Source organism: Streptomyces sp. x-19, assembly GCF_046549115.1.
In the GTDB taxonomy this organism is placed as follows: Bacteria; Actinomycetota; Actinomycetes; order Streptomycetales; family Streptomycetaceae; genus Streptomyces; species Streptomyces albulus_C.
Window position 1 is genome coordinate 70,025 of the sequence record NZ_JAJPWK010000005.1, and the last position, 18,957, is coordinate 88,981.

The window sequence follows — 18,957 nt, forward strand, 5'->3', positions numbered from 1 at the left end:
GCTCGTCCGTCGGGTGCGGGCGGGCGCGTCCCCGGGCCCGCTGCGGCGGGCCCTCCTACGCGTCCCAGGCGACGGGGAGCCGCTGCACGCCGTGCATGGTCGGGTCGGTGCGCAGCGGCACCTCCTCCGGGGGTATGGCCAGGCGCAGCGACGGGAAGCGGGTGAGCAGCGCCGGGAAGGCCACCCGCATCTCGACGCGGGCCAGTTGCTGTCCCAGGCACTGGTGGATGCCGTGGCCGAAGGCCAGATGGCCGGTGGCCCTGCGCCGCAGGTCCAGGCGGTCGGGGTCGGGGAAGCGCTCCGGGTCGCGGTTGGCTGCCTGGACCGCGAGGGTGACCGACTCCCCGGCCCTGATCAACTGCCCGTCCAGTGCGACGTCCTCCAGCGCGGCCCGGATGCCGGTGTGGGTGATGGTGAGGTAGCGCATCAGCTCCTCGACCGCCTGGTCGGCGAGACCGGGATCGGCGCGCAGCGCGTCCGCCTGCTCCGGATGGGACAGCAGGGCGAAGGTGCCGAGCCCGATCATGTTCGAGGTGGTGTCCAGCCCGGCGCCCAGGAGGAAGCTGCCGACGCCCGCCAGTTCCTCATCGCTGAGATCGCTGGTGGTCAGGTCGCTGAGCAGGTCGTCGGTGGGCCGTGCCCGCTTGAGGTGCACCAGCTCCCGGACGAATTCCTGGAGCGCGGCCATGGCGGCGTACTGGTCCTCCAGCGAGCCGCCGGTGCCGGACGCCGCCATGGCGTGGTGCTGGAAGCGGTCGCGATCGGCGTAGGGCACGCCCAGCAGTTCACAGATCATCAGCGCCGGGACGGGGTGCGCGAACGCCGCGACGAGGTCCACCGGCGGGCCCTGCCGCTCCATGGCGTCGAGGTGTTCGGCGGTGATCTGCTCCACCCGCGAGGTCAGTTCGCGCATCCGGCGGACCGTGAACTTCCCCATGAGCAGGCGTCGGTAGCGGGTGTGGTGGGGCGGGTCGATGCCGGTGAGGTCGCCGACCGGGGCCGGCGGGAGCGTGACGTCGGCCATGCCCGGGAACGGCAGGTGCGCCAGTTCGTAGCGGGAGCTGAACCGGGGGTCGGCGGCCACCGCGCGGGCCACGGAGTGTCCGGTGGCCAGCCAGCCGAGGTGCCCGTCCGGGTACCGCATCCGGCGCAGTGGCTGCTCCGCCCGCAGCTCCGCGAACGCGGCGGGTGGGGAGAACGGGCACCCCGCGGGACGGGTGACCGGCAGTGCGGCGAGCGGCTCCGGCTCGGGCCGTGGGGTGCCCGCGGGTGCGGGCGCGACGGGCGTCGACGGGGCCGGGGAAGGAATCGGGGAAGGGGCCGGGGGAGTCGAGGAATCGTGCGACATGGGGCAAGTCCTCCATCGCGAGGCGCAGTTGAGTGATCGCGTGGGCGATCGGGGTGGGCCGCGGAGGCCCCGGCGCCATGATGGCACACTTTTGGCGCCATGTCTGGCGCCAGGTGTGGCATTACTTGATGCCGATGCCGATGCCGATGCCGATGCCGATGCCGATGCTCGGCCGGCCCCGGACGCAAAGGTGCCGCCGCCCGAGCGGAAGCCCGGGCGGCGGCGCGTCGGTCGATGAGGGGCAGTCGGTGTAGCCGGTCGCTACCCCTCGGGATAGAAGACGAAGAGCGTGCAGCCGGTCCGCGTCTGGGGGACGTGCCAGGACCCGGCGGGTGCGTGGATGAACGAGCCGGCCGGGTAGTCCCGTTCGCCGTCGTTGAAGACGCCCGAGACCACGAACACCTCCTCCGGGCCGGGCGCGTGCACGTCCACCCCCTCCCAGCACGAGCCCGGGTCCAGCTCCACCACCTGTGCCTGGGCGCCGTTCGCCCCGCTCCACAGCGGGCGCAGCCGGATCCCCGGGAACAACTCGCGCGTCGGCGCCTGGGCCACCGCACTCCACACGTAGCCGGCCATCGCGTCGTCCGTGTTCTCTTTCGTTGCCATGCGCCCAGCCTCACGGAACGGCGCCGACCAGCCGAGTGTCAGAAAAGACATCCTGCGGTACTTTCTTGACATGCCTGCTGCCCATCGTGTGGTCGCCCTCGTCCGCCCACCGCAGTCGACCTTCGAGCTCGGTTGCGTGGCCGAGGTGTTCGGGATCGAGCGGACCGGAATCCCGGTCCGCTATGCCTTCGGGGTGTGTACGGAACGGCCCGGTCCGGTGGCCACCCTCGCCGGGTACGCCATGTTCGTGCCGGACGGGCTGGACGCCCTCGACCGCGCCGACACCGTCGTCGTCCCCGGGTGGCTCCCGCCCGAGGACCCGCCCACCCCCGCGGTCGTCCGCGCACTGCGCCGGGCGCACGACCGAGGCGCACGGCTGGTCAGCATCTGCTCCGGGGCTTTCGCCCTGGGACACGCAGGGCTGTTGGACGGGCGACGCGCGACCACCCACTGGGCCCGCGCCGACCAACTGGCCGCGCTGTTCCCGGCCGTCCAGGTGGACCCGGACGTGCTGTACGTGGACCACGGTGACGTCGCCACCAGCGCGGGGGCCGGGGCCGGCATCGACCTCTGCCTCCACCTGGTCCGCACCGACCACGGGGCCGGCTACGCCGCACAGGTGGCCCGGAGCATGGTCATGCCGCCGCACCGGGAGGGCGGCCAGCTCCAGTACACGGCGCCGCCGCACCCGATCCAGCTGGACGGTTCGTTGGCGCCCCTCCTGGAGTGGATGACCGCCCGGCTCGGCGAACCGCTGCCGGTCGAGCAACTGGCCGCGCGCGAGGGCGTGTCGGCGCGCACGCTCGCCCGCCGGTTCGCCGACCAGCTCGGGGTCAGCCCGGGACAGTGGCTGCTCGCCCGCCGCATCGCCGCGGCCCGGGAACTGTTGGAGTCCACCGACCTCCCGCTGGCGGCCGTCGCCCGCCGCGTCGGCCTCTCCTCGCCCACCAACCTGCGGCGACGTTTCCTGCGCGCCGTGGGGACGACACCCGGCGCGTACCGCAGGGCGTTCCGCGCCGGGGCGTGACGGCGGGGGTTGGGGCGGGGGCGGGCGCCGGCGTCAGCGTGTGCGTCCGGCTTCCGTGTGGGTGAGCACCATCCGGAACCGGGCCGTGCCGGCGAGCATCTTCCCGTACGCCTCGTTGGCGTGCTCCAGCGGCATCGTCTCGATCATCGGCCGGATGCCCTGGAGCGCAGAGAACTCCATCGTGTCCTGGACGTCCTGCGCGGTACCGGACGGATGGCCGCGGACCACCCGGGCCCGCATCAGCAGCTGCGTCGGACTGATCGCCAGCGGTTCGGTGTCCGCACCGATGACCACCAGCTCACCGCGGTGCGCCAATCCCTCCAGGGTCGCCGAGATGGCGGCGGAGTTGGAGGCGGTGGCCAGCACCACCCGGGCGCCGCCCAGGGACTGCAGGGCGTTCGCGACGGAGGTGCCGGCGGTGCTGTCGACGTAGTGGTGCGCGCCCAACTGCTTGGCGAAGTCCGCCTTGTCGGCACCGCGGGCGATCGCGACCGTCTCGAAGCCCATCGCCACGGCGAACTGCACGCCCAAGTGCCCCAGGCCGCCGAGGCCGAGGACGGCGACCAGGTCGCCCGGCCGGGCCGTGCTGCGCCGCAGCCCGTTGTAGGTGGTGACCCCGGCGCACGCCATCGGGCCGGCGTCCGCCGCCGCCAGGCCGTCGGGGATCCGCGCCAGCGCATCGGCCGGGGCGATCACCGTTTCGCCGAACCCGCCGTCGTACGCCCAGCCCGGCACCTTCAAGTGCTCGCACACGATGAAGTCGCCCTGCCGGCAGGGGGTGCAGTGGTGACAGCTGCCGCCGAACCAGCCCACCGCGACCCGGTCGTCGACCTTCCACCGGCCGTTGGTGTGCTCGCCGACCTCCGCGATCCGGCCGGCGATCTCGTGGCCGGTGACCAGCGGGAACCGGACGCCCGGCAGCGCGCCGTCGACGAACATGGCGTCGCTGTGGCAGATCCCGCAGGCGTCCACGGTGACCCGGACGTGCCCCGGGCCCGGCCGTGGCACCTCACGCTCGACGATCTCGAAGGGCGCGCCGGCGGCACCGACCTGCGCGACTCGGTAGCTGCTCATCTGGATCTCTCCCGCCTGCCGGAGCCGGTGCGGGGCGTCCCGGCCGGGTCCCGCGCGCCGCGGGCCCGCCTCGTCCGCGGGTCCACGCCGTCGCGCCCGCCGGGGGCCCGCGCGTCGGTTCCCGCCCCGGCTTCCCTGCGTGTCTCCCGTATGGGTCTCTTGCGCGTGCGTGCGGCTCGGCCGGCTGCCGGCGCCGCCGCGTACTGGGGCAACGGCCTCCTTCCACCAGCACACCAGTTCACGGCCGATCACGCGCGCCGAGCGGGAACCACGGTGCGTGGCGGACCGCGTGCAGGGGGAAGAGGGGCGCGCGTTCCAGTCCGCTCCGTCCGTTTCATCCGGTTCGGGTGGGTGCCGTGAGGACGGCGGGAACTGGACCCGTGCGGGCCGCCCGACGGGGAACGAGTAGTGCTGCCCGCTCCGATTCCGCGGGGGATCGCCCCTCCTGCCGTCCGTCGCACCACCGTGGCGCAAGCCGCCACCCCCGCACAGTCACACCCGTTACCCTGGCCGCCGCGCGCGGACCGGCCCGGCCGGGCGGGAGGGCCGACCGGACCGTCCGCCGAACGGTCCGGTACGAACCCGAGAAGGACACGCTCACCATGCCACTCAAGCGCCCGCACCAGCACCGCGACGCCAGCCGCAACCTCGCCGTCAACCCGGTCTTCAGTCAGCAGCCGGTCCACGTCCCCCGGTACGAGCTGCCGGGCGACGGCATGGATCCCGACACCGCGTACCAGATCGTCCACGACGAACTCATGCTGGACGGCAACGCCCGGCTGAACCTCGCCACCTTCGTCAGCACCTGGGCCGAACCGCAGGCCCAGCGCCTGATGGCCGAGTGCGCCGAGAAGAACATGATCGACAAGGACGAGTACCCGCAGACCGCCGAGATCGAGGCGCGCTGCGTGCACATGCTCGCCGACCTGTGGCACGCCCCCGACTCCCATGCGGCGGTGGGCTGTTCGACCACCGGGTCCAGCGAGGCGGCGATGCTCGCCGGGCTCGCGCTCAAGCGCCGGTGGCAGCACCGCCGGCGCGCCGAGGGCAAGTCCACCGAGCGTCCCAACATGGTGATGGGCATCAACGTCCAGATCTGCTGGGAGAAGTTCGCCAACTACTTCGAGGTCGAGCCGCGCTACGTGCCCATGGAGGGCGACCGCTTCATCCTCTCCCCGGAGGAGGCCGTCGAACTCTGCGACGAGAACACCATCGGCGTCGTCGCCGTCCTCGGCTCCACCTTCGACGGTGCCTACGAGCCGGTCGCCGAGATCTCCGCCGCCCTCGACGCCCTCCAGGAACGCGCCGGCATCGACGTCCCGCTGCACGTCGACGGCGCCTCCGGCGCGATGATCGCCCCCTTCCTCGACCCCGAACTCGTCTGGGACTTCCGCCTCCCGCGGGTCGCCTCCATCAACACCTCCGGCCACAAGTACGGCCTGGTGATGCCCGGCGTCGGCTGGGCGCTGTGGCGGGACGCCGACGCGCTCCCCGAGGACCTGGTCTTCCACGTCAACTACCTGGGCGGCGACATGCCCACCTTCGCGCTGAACTTCTCCCGGCCCGGCGCCCAGGTCATCGCCCAGTACTACAACTTCCTGCGCCTGGGCTTCGAGGGGTACCGCGCCGTCCAGCAGACCAGCCGGGACGTCGCCACCCGGGTCGCCGCCGAGATCGCCGCCATGGGGCCGTTCACCCTGCTCACCGACGGCAGCCAGCTCCCCGTCTTCGCCTTCCGGATGAGCGACGACGTCACCAACTTCACCGTCTTCGACGTCTCCGCCGCGCTCCGCGAACGCGGCTGGCAGGTCCCGGCCTACACCTTCCCGGCCAACCGCACCGACCTGGCCGCCCTGCGTGTCGTGATCCGCAACGGTTTCGGTCACGACCTCGGCGACCTGTTCCTGGACGACCTGCGGCGGGTCCTGCCGCGCCTCCAGGCCCAGCAGCGTCCGCACCGCGACGCCGCCGACGCCGGCGGCTTCGCCCACGGCGCCGAGACCAAGCAGGCCGGCCGGCCGGCCATTCCGGAGCAGGCGGTCCGCGACTGACCCCGGCCGACCCGCCGCCCCGACCCACGGCCAGCGGGCCGGGTCGGCGGGGCCGCAGCCGACGGCGGCCCCTCCGCCCCACAAGCACCAGGCCGGGGGCCCTCCCCAAACCGGCCGGACTCGGTCACGCTGGTGGTAGCGGGCACGCTCCGGCCGGATGGGGCCACGAGGGCGGAAGGGGCTGACGACCATGTCGACGAGCGCCGAGGAATACCAGCCGGTACGGGTCGAGGCGGAGCTCGACGAACCGCTGTCCCGCTGGCTCTGGGCGGTCAAGTGGCTGCTGCTCATCCCGCACCACGTCGCGCTGACCGCCCTGGGCCTCGGATTGCTGGTCGCCACCGTGCTGGCGCTTCCGGCGATCTTCGTCACCGGCCGCTACCCCCGATGGCTGTTCGCCTTCTCCACCGGCGTGCTGCGCTGGGCCTGGCGGGTCGCCTACTACTCCTACGGGGCACTGGCCACCGACCGTTACCCGCCTTTCACCCTCCGCGCCGCGGCGGACTATCCCGCCCGCCTGTACGTCGACCGTCCGGCGCACCTGCCCCGCGGCCCGGGGCTGCTCCTCTCGCGGCTGCGCGCCCTCCCACAGCTCCTGCTGGTGGTGCTGGTCGCCCTGGTCTTCCGACTGGTGTGGTGGATCGGAGGGCTGTCCGCCGTCCTGGCGCTGGCCGCCCTGACCGTCCTGATCCTCAGCTCGCCCGCCGCCACGCTCCTACGGACCGGGCACTACCCGCGTGGCCAGTTCCGCAGTCTGGTCGCCTTCGACCGCTGGGTGATCCAGGTCCTGGCGTACCTGTTCTTCCTGACCGACGCCCTCCCGCCGCTCCGCCCGGAGAGCACCGGCCGGCGCTCCGGCCGGCTGCGGAACCGCCTGCGCCACCGGCCGCCGCGCCGGCACGCCCCGGCGGTCAGTGCCCGGTGATCCGCCCGGCCACGCAGGGGTCCTCGTTGCGGTAGCCGAGGCGGGTGTAGAGCCGGTCGGCCGGCGCGTTGTCGGCCAGCTGCCACAGCGTGCAGAACCCGTACCGGCGGACCGCGTACCGGGTGAGCCACGAGGTCAGCGCCGCGCCCAGGCCCTGGCCGCGCTGCGCCGCGTCGGTGGCGACCGACGCCATCAGCGGCGCGCCGCTGTCCCGCAGCATGCTCAGCGCCCCGCAGGCCACCAGCTGCCCGTCCGCGCCGCGGATGCCGGCCCACAGGCTGACGTCCGCGGAGCCGGGCCCGGTCGAGTGCGCCGGGCTGTGCGCGTTGAGGAAGGTCAGCAGTTCCTCGTGGTGCGTCGGGTCCAGCTCCACCACCCGCTCCTCGGCAGGATGGACCGACGGCTCGGCGAGCGTCCACCGGAAGACCCACGCGATCGGCTCGGCCACCGGCAGATGTCGGGCGAGCAACGCCTCGGTGCCCCGCGGCCCGGTGAACTCCCGCACTTTCTGGGGGAGTTGATGGGAGGCACGCAGGACGAGGCCGGCCGCCGCGGTGGGCTCGCCGACGCTCCAGACATGGCCGCGCGGCTCGTCGAGCCAGGCCACCGCACCGTCGCCGGACCAACTGATCCGGCCGTCCGGGCGCGGCCGGGCGGCGCCGAAGCGCAGGAGGGCGGAGCCGGCCTGCTGTTCCAGGCCCTGGGTGAACAGGTCCGCGGTCCGGGGAAGAAGAGTCGTCGCCTGCATCGCTCTCTGGGGGAAGAAGTCGCTCGGGGAAGGACGGACGGGCAGGATCCGGGCAGGGCACGGCCGCAACCGTCGTGCTGGGGATGGGGTTGTCGGGAGTCCGGCGGCCACCGTCGTCGCGCGCGCGGCGAAACGCCCGGCCGGCCGGAGATCCCACTGTGGCACACCGCCCCCGGGAGGGGGCAAATCCTCCTCGCCGGACGGCTACCGACCGGCCCTAACCCTGCGGTAACCAGGCCGTTTGCACCAGTCGCGGCTCGCGGCGGCGGACGATGAACTGGGCCCGGCCCGGTGGCAGCCGCGCCGGACGGTGCGGCCCCACCAGCGCGCCCTCCGCCGCGTCGCCGGACAACAGCAGGACCTGCGCGCCCAGCTCCGTGACGCGCTGCAACAGCGGCTCGTAGAGCGCCCGGCCGGCGCCCGCGGTGCTCCGCGCCAGGATCAGGCGCAGCCCCACGTCGCGGGCGAACGGCAGGTACTCCAGCAACGGCCGGAGCGGGTTGCCGCTGTTGGTCGCCACCAGGTCGTAGTCGTCGACGATCACGAACGCGTCCGGGCCGTCGTACCCGGTGCGGTTGCGCAGCTGCTCCGGGGTGACGTCGGGTCCGGGCATCCGCCTCCCCAGCGACGCGGCGAGCCCGGCGAGCGCCCCGTCGAGCCGCGGGGCGGCGGTGCAGTAGTCGGGGACGTGGTCGTCGGGCAGGTCGTCGAGCAGGCTCCGGCGGTAGTCGCCGACCACCATCAGGGCCTCGTCGGTCGGGTAGCGCGCGGCCAGCTGTCCGAGCAGCAGCCGCAGCAGCGACGACTTGCCCGACTCGGTCTCGCCGTAGACCACCAGCAGCGGGTCCGTCTCGAAGTCGATGCGGACCGGAGCCAGGTCGGTCTCGTCGATGCCGAACGCGATGCCGGGCTCGTCCGCCGTCGGTGCCGGCAGTTCGGCCGCCGGGAACACCGCGGGCAGCACCCGCACCGGCGGCGCCACCGGCCCCGGCCACTCGGCCCGCACCACCGACGCCAGCTCGCCCAGCGCGACGCCCAGGTCGTCGGTCTCGGGGACGCCGTCGAGCCGCGGCAGCGCGGCGAGGAAGTGCAGCCGCTCCGGCGACAGACCCCGGCCGGGTCGGCCGACCGGCACGTTGTTCGCCTCCCGGCGGTCGAACTCCGAGTCGATGGGGTCGCCCAGCCGCAGCTCGACCCGGTTGAGCAGTTGGTCGCGCAGTGCCGGGCGGACCTCGTAGTACCGGGTCGCGCTGAGCACGAGGTGGACGCCGAAGCCCAGGCCGCGTGCGGCCAGGTCGAGGAGGGCGTCGTCCAGCCGTTCGTAGTCCGACCGGAACGTGCCGTAACCGTCGATCACCAGGAAGACGTCGCCCCACGCCTCGTCCGGGAACTCCCCGGCCGCCCGGCGCCGGCGGTAGGTGGCGACGGAGTCGATGCCGTGCGCGCGGAAGAACTCCTCCCGACGCCCCAGGATCCCGCTGACCTCGGCGATCGTGCGGCGCACCCGGTCCGGTTCCAGCCGGGTGGCGACCCCGCCGACGTGCGGCAGGCGGGCCAGGTCGAGCATGCCGCCCCCGCCGAAGTCCACGCAGTAGAACTGCACTTCGCGGGGGGTGTGGGTGAGCGCGAACGCGGCGATCGTCGTGCGTAGCGCGGTCGACTTGCCGGACTGCGGACCGCCCACGAACAGCCCGTGCCCGGCCCCTCCGGAGAAGTCCAGGTACATGACGTCGCGGCGCTGCTCGAACGGCTTGTCCACCAGGGCCACGGGCGCCACCAGCTTGCCCAGCGCCGGGTAGTCGGCCGGGTGCAGCCCGCGCTCCGGGGTGGTCACCAGCGGCGGCAGCAGCTGGTCGACGGTGGCCGGCACCTCCAGCGGCGGCAGCCAGACCTGGTGCGCCGGCGGGCCCTGGCCCTCCAGGCGCCGGACGAGGACGTCCAGCACGCTGTCGGCGAGGGCGTCCCCGTGGTCCTCGCCCGTTCCGGGCCCGGCGGTCGCTCCCGGCGCCCGGTAGACGCCCGACACGTACGCGGCCGAGAACCGCAGCGTGACCTCGCCGTCGTACCGCAGGATGCCGCTGCCGGGGGCCGCGGGCAGGTGGTAGGCGTCCGGCACCCCGATGGCCACCCGCGACTCGGCCGCCGAGAACGTCCGCAACCCGATCCGGTACGAGAGGGTCGTGTCCAGGCCGCGCAGCCTGCCCTCCTCCAGGCGTTGCGAGGCGAGCAGCATGTGCACGCCCAACGAGCGGCCGATCCGCCCGATCTGGACGAACATGTCGATGAAGTCCGGCTTGACGGTGAGCAGTTCGCTGAACTCGTCGACCACGATCACCAGGGACGGCAGCGGTTCCATCGGAAGTCCCGTGGCCCGGGCGCGCTCGTAGCCGGTGAGGTTGGCGTAGTTCCCCGCGGTACGCAGCAGTTCCTGGCGGCGTTGCAGCTCGCCGCTGATCGCGTCCCGCATCCGGTCGATCAGCGCGGTGTCGTCGGCGAGGTTGGTGATCACCGCCGCGACGTGCGGCAGCTCCGACAGGCCGGCGAACGTCGCCCCGCCCTTGAAGTCCGCCAGGATGAAGTTCAGGTGCTCGGAGGAGTGCGTGACGGCGAGCGCCATCACCAGGGTGCGCAGCAGCTCGGACTTGCCGGAGCCGGTGGCGCCCACGCACAGCCCGTGCGGCCCCATCCCGTTCTGGGCCGCCTCCTTGAGGTCCAGGAGGACCGGCTGCCCCTGCACGTCGACGCCGATCGGCACCCGGAGCCGCTCCTCGGGGCGGCGCGGCCGCCATTGTCGGGCCGGATCCAGGGCGCCGGCGTCCTCGATGGCCAGGAGGTCCGTGAACGGCAAGGCGTCGCGGGCGGCGGGCGTCGGGGCCGGAGCCGGCTCCGACGCCGCGAACCGGGCCCAGCCGCCGCGCACCCGCGCGCCCAGCTCCGCCGCGGCCGTCGCCAGGTCGTGCACCGAGGCCGCCCCGTCCGTGCGCGGCAGCGCGACGTGCACGTACCGCTTCTCGGCCCGGTCGTTGCAGAGCGCCACACCGGGCGTGGCCGGGGTGAGCCTGGCGGCCAGCTCCGGCTGGATCAACGACTCGTCGGGGGAGCTGAGCGCCAGCTCGAAACGGGTCAGCATCACCTCCAGCAGCGGCCGGGGGACGGCCGCCCAGCGGGACGTGCTGACCATCAGGTGCACGCCGTGGCGCAGACCGGTGGTCCCGATGCCGCGCAGGGCCGCCGCCAGGTCCTGGAAGTCCTCGGCGAACTCCGCCCACCCGTCGACGACCAGGAAGAGGTCGCCGACCGGCTGGTCGGCGAGCAGCCCGCGGGCCCGTGCCCCGCGGTACGCCTCGATGGAGTCGATCGCCGGCAGCCGCTCGAAGTCGTGCTCCCGGCGGGCGTTGAGGGCCACCGCCCGGGCGACCCATCGGAAGTCCCGTGGCCCGGGCGCGCTCGTAGCCGGTGAGGTTGGCGTAGTTCCCCGCGGTACGCAGCAGTTCCTGGCGGCGTTGCAGCTCGCCGCTGATCGCGTCCCGCATCCGGTCGATCAGCGCGGTGTCGTCGGCGAGGTTGGTGATCACCGCCGCGACGTGCGGCAGCTCCGACAGGCCGGCGAACGTCGCCCCGCCCTTGAAGTCCGCCAGGATGAAGTTCAGGTGCTCGGAGGAGTGCGTGACGGCGAGCGCCATCACCAGGGTGCGCAGCAGCTCGGACTTGCCGGAGCCGGTGGCGCCCACGCACAGCCCGTGCGGCCCCATCCCGTTCTGGGCCGCCTCCTTGAGGTCCAGGAGGACCGGCTGCCCCTGCACGTCGACGCCGATCGGCACCCGGAGCCGCTCCTCGGGGCGGCGCGGCCGCCATTGTCGGGCCGGATCCAGGGCGCCGGCGTCCTCGATGGCCAGGAGGTCCGTGAACGGCAAGGCGTCGCGGGCGGCGGGCGTCGGGGCCGGAGCCGGCTCCGACGCCGCGAACCGGGCCCAGCCGCCGCGCACCCGCGCGCCCAGCTCCGCCGCGGCCGTCGCCAGGTCGTGCACCGAGGCCGCCCCGTCCGTGCGCGGCAGCGCGACGTGCACGTACCGCTTCTCGGCCCGGTCGTTGCAGAGCGCCACACCGGGCGTGGCCGGGGTGAGCCTGGCGGCCAGCTCCGGCTGGATCAACGACTCGTCGGGGGAGCTGAGCGCCAGCTCGAAACGGGTCAGCATCACCTCCAGCAGCGGCCGGGGGACGGCCGCCCAGCGGGACGTGCTGACCATCAGGTGCACGCCGTGGCGCAGACCGGTGGTCCCGATGCCGCGCAGGGCCGCCGCCAGGTCCTGGAAGTCCTCGGCGAACTCCGCCCACCCGTCGACGACCAGGAAGAGGTCGCCGACCGGCTGGTCGGCGAGCAGCCCGCGGGCCCGTGCCCCGCGGTACGCCTCGATGGAGTCGATCGCCGGCAGCCGCTCGAAGTCGTGCTCCCGGCGGGCGTTGAGGGCCACCGCCCGGGCGACCGTCCGGTGCACCCCGTCCGGGTCCTGGCGCTGCGCGAAGCCCCGGACATGCGGCAGGTGCCTGAGCCGGCGCAGTCCGCCGCCGCCGAGGTCGATGCAGTGGAACTCGACCTCGTGCGGGGTGTGGGTCAGGGCCAACGAGGTCACCAGCGTCTGCAGCAGCAGGGTCTTGCCGCTGCGCGGGCCACCGGCCACGGCCACGTGTCCGGCGCCGCCGGACAGGTCCACGAAGTGGGTCTGGACCCGGCGGCCCTCGGCCCGGTGGGAGCGCCCGATCGGGGTGATCAACTGCCCGTTGTTGCGCCACTCCTCGGCCGAGAGGCCGCGGTCGGGGGTCACCGCCAGCGGCGGCAGCAACTGGTCCACGGTGGCGAGCGGCGAGGGGCCGTCGGTCTCGGCGAGCCCGGGGAACGGCCGGTGCGCGTGCGGGGACGCCTTCGAGAGCCGGAGGTGGCTGCCGCCCTGGATGTCGCTGCCGAAGAAGGTGGGCTTCTGCTCGTGGGTGCGGGCCACCGTGTCGGACACGTACTGGTACAGCTCCTGCGCCGTGACCCAGCCGTCCTCGTCGAGGTCGGCGCGGCCGGTGTGCAGGCCGTCGATCACGGCGCGGGTGAACACCGAGCTCCACGCGGTCGGCCCGCCGCCCGGAGACTCGTCCTCCAGCGCCTCCTGGACGGAGTTGGCGGCGGTGATCACGTAGCTGCCGCGGTGGTCCACGAACTGCCGGGGGATGTCGTCGAGTCCCGGGTCGCCCTTGGACGTGCCGAACGCACCGGAGAAGCAGCAGTCCAACAGCGCGATCTTCTGCTGCGCGCGGCTGTACTCCATCGACTCCTTGATGAACTCCGCCGAGACCGAACTGGCGCGGATCATCTCGCGGTTGGTCCGCACCGTGGCGAAGTGCAGCCGCCCCCGGCGGTCCTTCAGGCCGTGGCAGGACAGGTAGACCAGGGCGAGGTCCACCTCGCGGTCGGTGAAGAGCCGCTCGACGGCCTCCTCGATGACCGCCTTGGACTCGTCGACGAGCACCTGGACGGCGTCGAACTGGCCGATGTCCGGGTCTTCGAGGAGCGCCGCGAGCTTGCGGGCGTCGTGGACGGGGGAGCGCAGCTGGGGCAGCGAGTCGTCGAGGTAGCGCTCGGTGGCGATCAGCAGGGCGCGGCGCTCACCCACGGGTCCCTCCCGCGGGCCGCGCTGCCCGGCCTGCCGCGGCGCGGTCCGGGCGCGCCATCACGCGTCCCCCGTGGGGCCCTCCAGCGCCGTCGGCCCCGCCGCTTCGCCCGGTGCGGTGTCGGTGCCGTCGGCCACCATCCGGAGCCACGCCTCCACCGCCGCGTCCGTGGTCTTCTTCGACGCCCCCTGGATCTCCAGCCGGTGCTCGCCGCTGACCAGCACGGCCTTGCGGGCTCCGCTGCGGCGGAGCACGTCCTGCACGATGCGGGTGACCGACCGCAGGACGGCGACCGAGAAGCCGCCGCTGAGCACCAACGTGCCGAGCGCCGTCACGAGCGCGCTCTTGCCGCCGGTCGCGCCGGTCGTCGCCGGGCGCACCACGTCGGGCAGGTCGAGCTGGAGCAGTTCCACCTGCAACTGCCGTGTCAGTGCGTCGAGTTCCTCGTCATCGGCGTCCTCGTCGTGCACGACGACGGTGACGTCCCCCGTGATCGTCATGAGCCACCTTTCGCGTCACCGCAGGATTCTAGAGGCAGCCGCGCCCGGAGGGGGGTGTTGGGATGTCTCAACACTGCTGCAGTGCACGCCAGTTGCGGCCGGCGGCGCGGTGACCCCGAGACGCCTCGGTGGTGGCCCGTACGGGTTGCCCCGCACCGCTCCCTGACGCGCGGCGCCGACGGAGTCGTCCGCCAGACCGACGAACGGCGGCCTGGGCGGCCGGATGCTGGAGGGGATCGCAGGCAGGGGCGCCGCCCCTGCGACCGGCAGAAGGGACCCCACCATGAACGCCCGGAGCCCGCGCCCCAGCGCGGTTCCCACCGAAGCGCTGCAACACCCCCGCAGCATCAGGGCCTTCCGCGGCATGAAGCTGCTGGTCGGCGGCTACCTCGCGCTCAGCGCGCTCACCCTCGCGGCCGTCTTCCTCCTCCGCGACGACGCCGCCGTCGTGAACGACGCGGTCTGGGTGCGCACCAGCATCGTCGTCGTCAGCGCGCTGCTGACGTGCGCCTTCACCGTCCGGGCGGCCGGTGGCTCCCGCGGCGCCTACCGCAGGCTGCGGATCGTGGCCGCCGTCATGACGCTGGCCATCGCCGTCCTCGTCGCCGTGCCCGGCCCGTTCCCGGTGTGGCTGAAGGTGGAGCAGGGCGTCTGCGGGCTGGCGCTGCTGGGCGTCGTGGCGGTCGCCAACGGCCGGCACCTGCGGGCCCTGTTCGCCGCCCGGTAGTCGTCCGACCGGCGCCGGCCGGGCCGCCCCGCCCGGACCGGCCCGGACGTTCAGGCCGACATCACCCGCTGCGTCCTTATCGACTGGAGCAGCCCGATGCCCACCCACCCGGCGAACATCGACGACCCGCCGTAGCTGACGAACGGCAGCGGCAGGCCGGTGACCGGCATGATGCCGAGGTTCATCCCGATGTTCTCGAACGCCTGGAACGCCAACCAGCCCACGACGCCGGCCGCGGTGACCGTGCCGTACAGGTCCGGGCAGTTCCGTGCGATCCGGCAGGCCCGCCACAGCACCACCCCGATCAGCGCGATGATCAGGCCGGCGCCGAGGAAGCCCAGTTCCTCCCCGGCCACCGAGAAGACGAAGTCGGTCTGTTGTTCGGGCACGAACTGGCCGTTGGTCTGGGCGCCGTGGAAGAGCCCCGAGCCGGTCAGGCCGCCGGCGCCGATGGCGATCCGGGCCTGACTGGTGTTGTAGCCGACGCCGGACGGATCGAGCGCCGGATCGGCGAACGCGGCGAACCGGTTGATCTGGTACTGGTCCAGCAGGTGGAACTGCCAGACCGCCAGGCAGCCGACCAGGCCGACGCCCAGCAGCCCCAGGATCCACCGCTTCGGTGCGCCCGCGACGACCAGCATGCACAGCACGATCGCCGCGATGCCCAACACCTGGCCGAGGTCCGGGGTGAGCAGGATGAGCAGCGCCGGGAAGCCGCCCAGGGCGAGCGCCCGGACGATGCCCCGCCGGTCCGGCCGGGTCAGGTCGCCGGCGTCCACCCGTGAGGTCAGTGCCACCGCCATCGCGATGACGACGGCGACCTTGACGAATTCGGCGGGCTGGATCGACATGCCGCCGCCGATCACGATCCACCGCCGGGATCCGTTGATGGTGGCGCCGACCGGTGTCAGTACCAGCGCCACCAGCAGCACGGTCACGGCGTACAGCAGGGCCGCGGTGTCGCGCAGCCGCCGGTGGCCGTACCAGAGGGTGACCGCGCCGAGGGCGAGCCCGATCCCGGTGTTGACGAGGTGCCGGACGACGAAGAAGTAGGGGTCGCCCTGGTTGAGTTGCATCCGGCCGCGGGTCGCGGAGAAGACCAGCAGCGCGCCGATCGCCGAGAGCGCGAAGGCCGCGCCGAACAACATCCAGTCGAGTCTGCGGGCCAGGGATCCCCGCCCGAGGATCCGGCCCCAGACCGATTTGGCGCGGGTGGTACCGCGCACGGGAAAGCTGACGGCGCTCACCGGGACCTCCTGTCCGGACGGAGCCACGACAGGCAGACAGTACTCCTCAAACTTGCGCAAGTATGAAAGCGTACGGTGTGTCGGTGCGGACGGCTCGACGGCGAGGACCACCGGCGTGCCACGGCCGGCAGCGGGGCCACCCGCCCGATGGCGGACCGCCCTAGCCCCGCACCGGGCGCCGGAACAGGGCCGTCCACAGGAAGGCTTCCCCGAACGAAGCGGATGCGGGGGGCTCGTCCCGCATCCGGCGCAGTTCGACCTCGATCAGGTCGGCGAAGAGCGCCCGCAGCGCCCCGGGCGTGTAGGCCAGGCCGCCGTGCAGGCCGGAGCCGCGGTACAGCTCGGCGTCCGGGAGTTCCGACCCCATCGCCCCGGCCGCGAAACAGGTGAGGCCGAAATGACCGCCGGGCGCCAAGGCCCGGTCCAGGAGGGCGAGGTAGCTGATCCGGCGGTGCGGCGGCAGGTGGTGGAAGCACCCGGAGTCGTAGATCAGGTCGTACCGGCCGTGCAACCCGTGCTCCGCGGCCGCTTCCGGGTCGGCGAGGGCGCTGAAGGCGTCCCCGCGGTGGAAGCGGATCGCGGCCCCGGCCGCACGGGCGCGGTCCTCGGCCCAGGCGAGGGCGGCGGGGGAGAGGTCCACGGCGTCCACCTCGAAGCCCCGGGCGGCCAGGTGCAGGGCGTTGCGCCCCGGCCCGCAGCCCAGGTCCAGCGCGCGGCCGCCGGTGACCAGCCCGCGGTCGAGGTACCCCACGAGGTTCTCGTCCGGCTTCGCCGCGAAGAACGGCACCGGACGGTCGCGGTCCGCGTAGAAGGCGTCCCACCAGGCCCCCGCGCCCGCCGTCCAGCGGTCGGCCGCCGGCGCGAACAGTCCGTCCATCAGCCGGAGCACGTCCTCCACCGTGCGGACGTGCCGCGCCCCGCCCGGCCCGCCGCCGGCCCGCTCCGGCTCCGCGCATCCGTCCACCGCGTCCATGCGTCCTCCCGTAACCGCCGTCCGTCCGGCGCCCCCGGGTCCGGCGCCGCCCAACTCCTGGAAGCTACCGGGAAGTGCGCCGGACGCCCGGGGCGGCAGGAGCGGCCCGACCGCGCCACGGCCCGCCTGACGCACGGTCCGGGGGCCCGCCGCCCCCTTCGCCGGGCCGCGCCGGGACCCGCGCCCCGCACCCGGCGGCGTCCCGCCACGGGGGTGATCCCGGCCGCGCCGGGCCCGGTTTCCGTACGGGTTTCGAGCCCGCCGACCCCAAGGAGCCGCGGCCGGGGCGCTCAGCCCCCGGGGACCACCTCCACCGACCCGATGTACTCCCGGGTCCGCTCGTCCGGCAACCGGACCGCCTGCGCCCAGAAGTAGACGACGAGGCTGAACGCGGCGATCAACGCGATGTCCCACCACAGCGGCAGCGCGTCCGTCGCCCCGCACGCCACCTTGGAGGCAGGACCGGTGCTGCAGAAGCCGCCCTGCCAGGAGATCACCCCCATGCCCAGCAGGTACACGGGCAGCCACTGCGCGTGCTTCCAGTCCAGGTGCGGTGCCTTGGGGTTGAGCTTGAGCAGCGCCGAACCTCCCAGCACCAGATAGCCCAGGACGATCGCCACGCCCAGCCGCCACAGCGTGTCCCAACCGGCCCAGTAAATGATCAAGTTGGCGACGACGAAGGCCACCGGCGCCCAGAAGAGCCCACCGGGCAACCGGTACGGACGCGGCCGGTGGGGATCCTGCTTCCGCAGGCACCCGAAGGCGAGCGGGGCGCCGGCGTACATCAGCACGCTCGCCGACGTCACGAAGCCCACCAGCTTCTGCCAGGTGGGGAACGGCAGGAAGACGACGAGCCCGATCACGAAGGCGACCAGCAGACCGAACCACGGGACGCCGCGCTTGGTGGTGCGCTCGAAGACCACCGGCACGTAGCCGTTGCGGGACAGTCCGTACGACACCCGGGAGGTGGCCGTCACGTAGATCAGGCCGGTGCCGGACGGCGAGATGACCGCGTCGATGTAGAGGAGCGTCGCCAGCCAGCCCAGCCCGACGGAGGTGGCGAGGCCGGCGAACGGCCCGGCCTTGCCGGCGAACGTCAGGTCGGCCCAGCCGCCGTGGGCGAACGCGCTGTGCGGGAGCGCCCCGATGAACACCGCCTGGAGCGCCACGTACACCAGCACACCGATCAGGATCGAGCCGATCACCGCCCGCGGGATGTCGTGTGCCGGGTTGCGGCTCTCGCCCGCCAACTGGTCGGCCTGCTCGAAACCGAGGAGCGCGAAGATGATGCCGCTGGTGCTGATCGCCGAGAGCATCCCCTTGGCGCCGAAGGGCGCGAAGCCCTGGTAGCCGAAGTTGTCGGGATGGAAGGCCGCGGCGCCCATCACGACGATGGTGACGACGGGGACGGCCACCTTCCACCACGTCGCCACGCTGTTGGTGTGGGCGAGCCACCGGACGCCGAAGAAGTTGACGACGACGAAGAACGCCATGAAGGCGACGGCGAGTCCGTAGCCGGCGCCGGTGAGGTGGTTCTTGCCCGTCTGCACCCAGGGGGCGTGCACGCTGAGGTAGTTCAGGGACGCCATCACCTCGATCGGCGCCACGGTGACCGCCTGGAGCCAGGAGAACCAGCCGAAGGAGGCGCCGGCCGCGCTGCCGAACGCGTAGTGCGGGAAGCGCGCGGTGCCGCCCGCGACCGGGTACATCGCCCCCAGTTCGGCGTGGACGAAGGCCAGGATGACGATGGCGACGGCCCCGATGCCCCAGGAGACCAGCGCCGCGGTGCCCGCCGCCTGCGCCGCGAACAGCGCGCCGAACAGCCATCCGGATCCGATGATGGACCCCTCCGAGGTCCAGATCAGCCCGATCAGTCCGATCTCACGCCGCAGGCCGGGGTTCCGGGGTGCGGCGGGTGCGGGCGGCTGGTGCATCTCCATGGGGCGTGCCCTCGTTCCGCTGCGTCGGGTGCGTCCGGTGACGAAGCGCCCGACGGCCTGCGGAGGCCCGAGTGGGCGCACGTACCTTTTGCCCCAATATTTCAGGAGGGTCGCGGAGACGTCGGGCACGCCGCGC

Annotated in this window: 13 protein-coding genes and 2 pseudogenes; 4 read left to right on the forward strand and 11 right to left on the reverse strand. The window is 73.4% G+C overall.

Annotation, left to right across the window (positions count from 1 at the left end; all coding sequences use genetic code 11):
* Positions 1 to 55: 55 nt before the first annotated feature.
* Together ACLJT4_RS15345 and ACLJT4_RS15350 are read right to left on the reverse strand one after the other, a co-directional pair.
* Positions 56 to 1,348: a cytochrome P450 gene (locus ACLJT4_RS15345; protein ID WP_411122878.1), complete on the reverse strand. Its 1,293-nt coding sequence runs from the start codon at positions 1,346 to 1,348 to the stop codon at positions 56 to 58.
* 261 nt (positions 1,349 to 1,609) lie between these two features.
* On the reverse strand, positions 1,610 to 1,924 hold the full coding sequence (locus tag ACLJT4_RS15350; RefSeq protein ID WP_038517683.1) for a cupin domain-containing protein: 315 nt from the start codon (positions 1,922 to 1,924) through the stop codon (positions 1,610 to 1,612).
* A 100-nt stretch (positions 1,925 to 2,024) separates the two neighbouring features.
* Between ACLJT4_RS15350 and ACLJT4_RS15355 the strand changes: the two genes are divergently transcribed.
* Positions 2,025 to 2,981 (forward strand): GlxA family transcriptional regulator, encoded by a 957-nt coding sequence (locus tag ACLJT4_RS15355; RefSeq protein WP_411122879.1) that lies wholly within the window; start codon positions 2,025 to 2,027, stop codon positions 2,979 to 2,981.
* Between the two features lie 33 nt (positions 2,982 to 3,014).
* Here the strand turns inward: ACLJT4_RS15355 and ACLJT4_RS15360 are convergent, their stop codons facing one another.
* Positions 3,015 to 4,055 (reverse strand): alcohol dehydrogenase, encoded by a 1,041-nt coding sequence (locus ACLJT4_RS15360; protein WP_411122880.1) that lies wholly within the window; start codon positions 4,053 to 4,055, stop codon positions 3,015 to 3,017.
* A gap of 602 nt (positions 4,056 to 4,657) precedes the next feature.
* On the opposite strand from ACLJT4_RS15360, the gene ACLJT4_RS15365 reads away from it, so the two are divergent.
* Entirely contained in the window at positions 4,658 to 6,106 is a 1,449-nt protein-coding gene (locus ACLJT4_RS15365) for a glutamate decarboxylase (protein WP_411122881.1), read from the forward strand.
* 190 nt (positions 6,107 to 6,296) lie between these two features.
* Positions 6,297 to 7,031: a DUF4389 domain-containing protein gene (locus ACLJT4_RS15370; RefSeq protein WP_411122882.1), complete on the forward strand. Its 735-nt coding sequence runs from the start codon at positions 6,297 to 6,299 to the stop codon at positions 7,029 to 7,031.
* Here ACLJT4_RS15370 and ACLJT4_RS15375 read toward each other — a convergent pair.
* The 5 genes and pseudogenes from ACLJT4_RS15375 to ACLJT4_RS15395 all read right to left on the reverse strand — a co-directional run bounded on the left by ACLJT4_RS15375 (position 7,018) and on the right by ACLJT4_RS15395 (position 13,934).
* Positions 7,018 to 7,779 (reverse strand): GNAT family N-acetyltransferase, encoded by a 762-nt coding sequence (locus tag ACLJT4_RS15375; protein ID WP_411122883.1) that lies wholly within the window; start codon positions 7,777 to 7,779, stop codon positions 7,018 to 7,020. The two genes, ACLJT4_RS15370 and ACLJT4_RS15375, sit on opposite strands and share 14 nt — an antisense overlap.
* Positions 7,780 to 7,996: 217 nt before the next feature.
* The gene (gene eccCb, locus ACLJT4_RS15380; protein ID WP_411122884.1) at positions 7,997 to 11,185 is read right to left on the reverse strand and encodes a type VII secretion protein EccCb; all 3,189 of its coding nucleotides are present in this window, start codon (positions 11,183 to 11,185) and stop codon (positions 7,997 to 7,999) included.
* Between the two features lie 13 nt (positions 11,186 to 11,198).
* A pseudogene (locus tag ACLJT4_RS15385) lies at positions 11,199 to 11,693 on the reverse strand (FtsK/SpoIIIE domain-containing protein); the annotation flags it as partial.
* 258 nt (positions 11,694 to 11,951) lie between these two features.
* Positions 11,952 to 13,436, reverse strand: a pseudogene (locus tag ACLJT4_RS15390) (caspase, EACC1-associated type); the annotation flags it as partial.
* A 57-nt stretch (positions 13,437 to 13,493) separates the two neighbouring features.
* Positions 13,494 to 13,934 carry a hypothetical protein gene (locus tag ACLJT4_RS15395; RefSeq protein WP_411122885.1) on the reverse strand — a complete coding sequence of 147 codons (441 nt, stop codon included), beginning with the start codon at positions 13,932 to 13,934 and terminating at the stop codon, positions 13,494 to 13,496.
* Positions 13,935 to 14,217: 283 nt separating this feature from the next.
* On the opposite strand from ACLJT4_RS15395, the gene ACLJT4_RS15400 reads away from it, so the two are divergent.
* Positions 14,218 to 14,661 carry a hypothetical protein gene (locus ACLJT4_RS15400; protein WP_411122886.1) on the forward strand — a complete coding sequence of 148 codons (444 nt, stop codon included), beginning with the start codon at positions 14,218 to 14,220 and terminating at the stop codon, positions 14,659 to 14,661.
* Between the two features lie 50 nt (positions 14,662 to 14,711).
* Here ACLJT4_RS15400 and rodA read toward each other — a convergent pair whose 3' ends face one another.
* The 3 genes from rodA to ACLJT4_RS15415 form a co-directional block, all read right to left on the reverse strand.
* Positions 14,712 to 15,908, reverse strand: a complete 1,197-nt coding sequence (gene rodA, locus ACLJT4_RS15405; RefSeq protein WP_411122887.1) for a rod shape-determining protein RodA — start codon at positions 15,906 to 15,908, stop codon at positions 14,712 to 14,714.
* Positions 15,909 to 16,068: 160 nt separating this feature from the next.
* Entirely contained in the window at positions 16,069 to 16,881 is an 813-nt protein-coding gene (locus ACLJT4_RS15410) for a class I SAM-dependent methyltransferase (RefSeq protein ID WP_411122888.1), read from the reverse strand.
* Positions 16,882 to 17,171: 290 nt separating this feature from the next.
* Complete coding sequence (locus ACLJT4_RS15415; RefSeq protein WP_411122889.1) at positions 17,172 to 18,821, reverse strand: APC family permease; 1,650 nt, start codon at positions 18,819 to 18,821, stop codon at positions 17,172 to 17,174.
* Positions 18,822 to 18,957 lie beyond the last annotated feature (136 nt).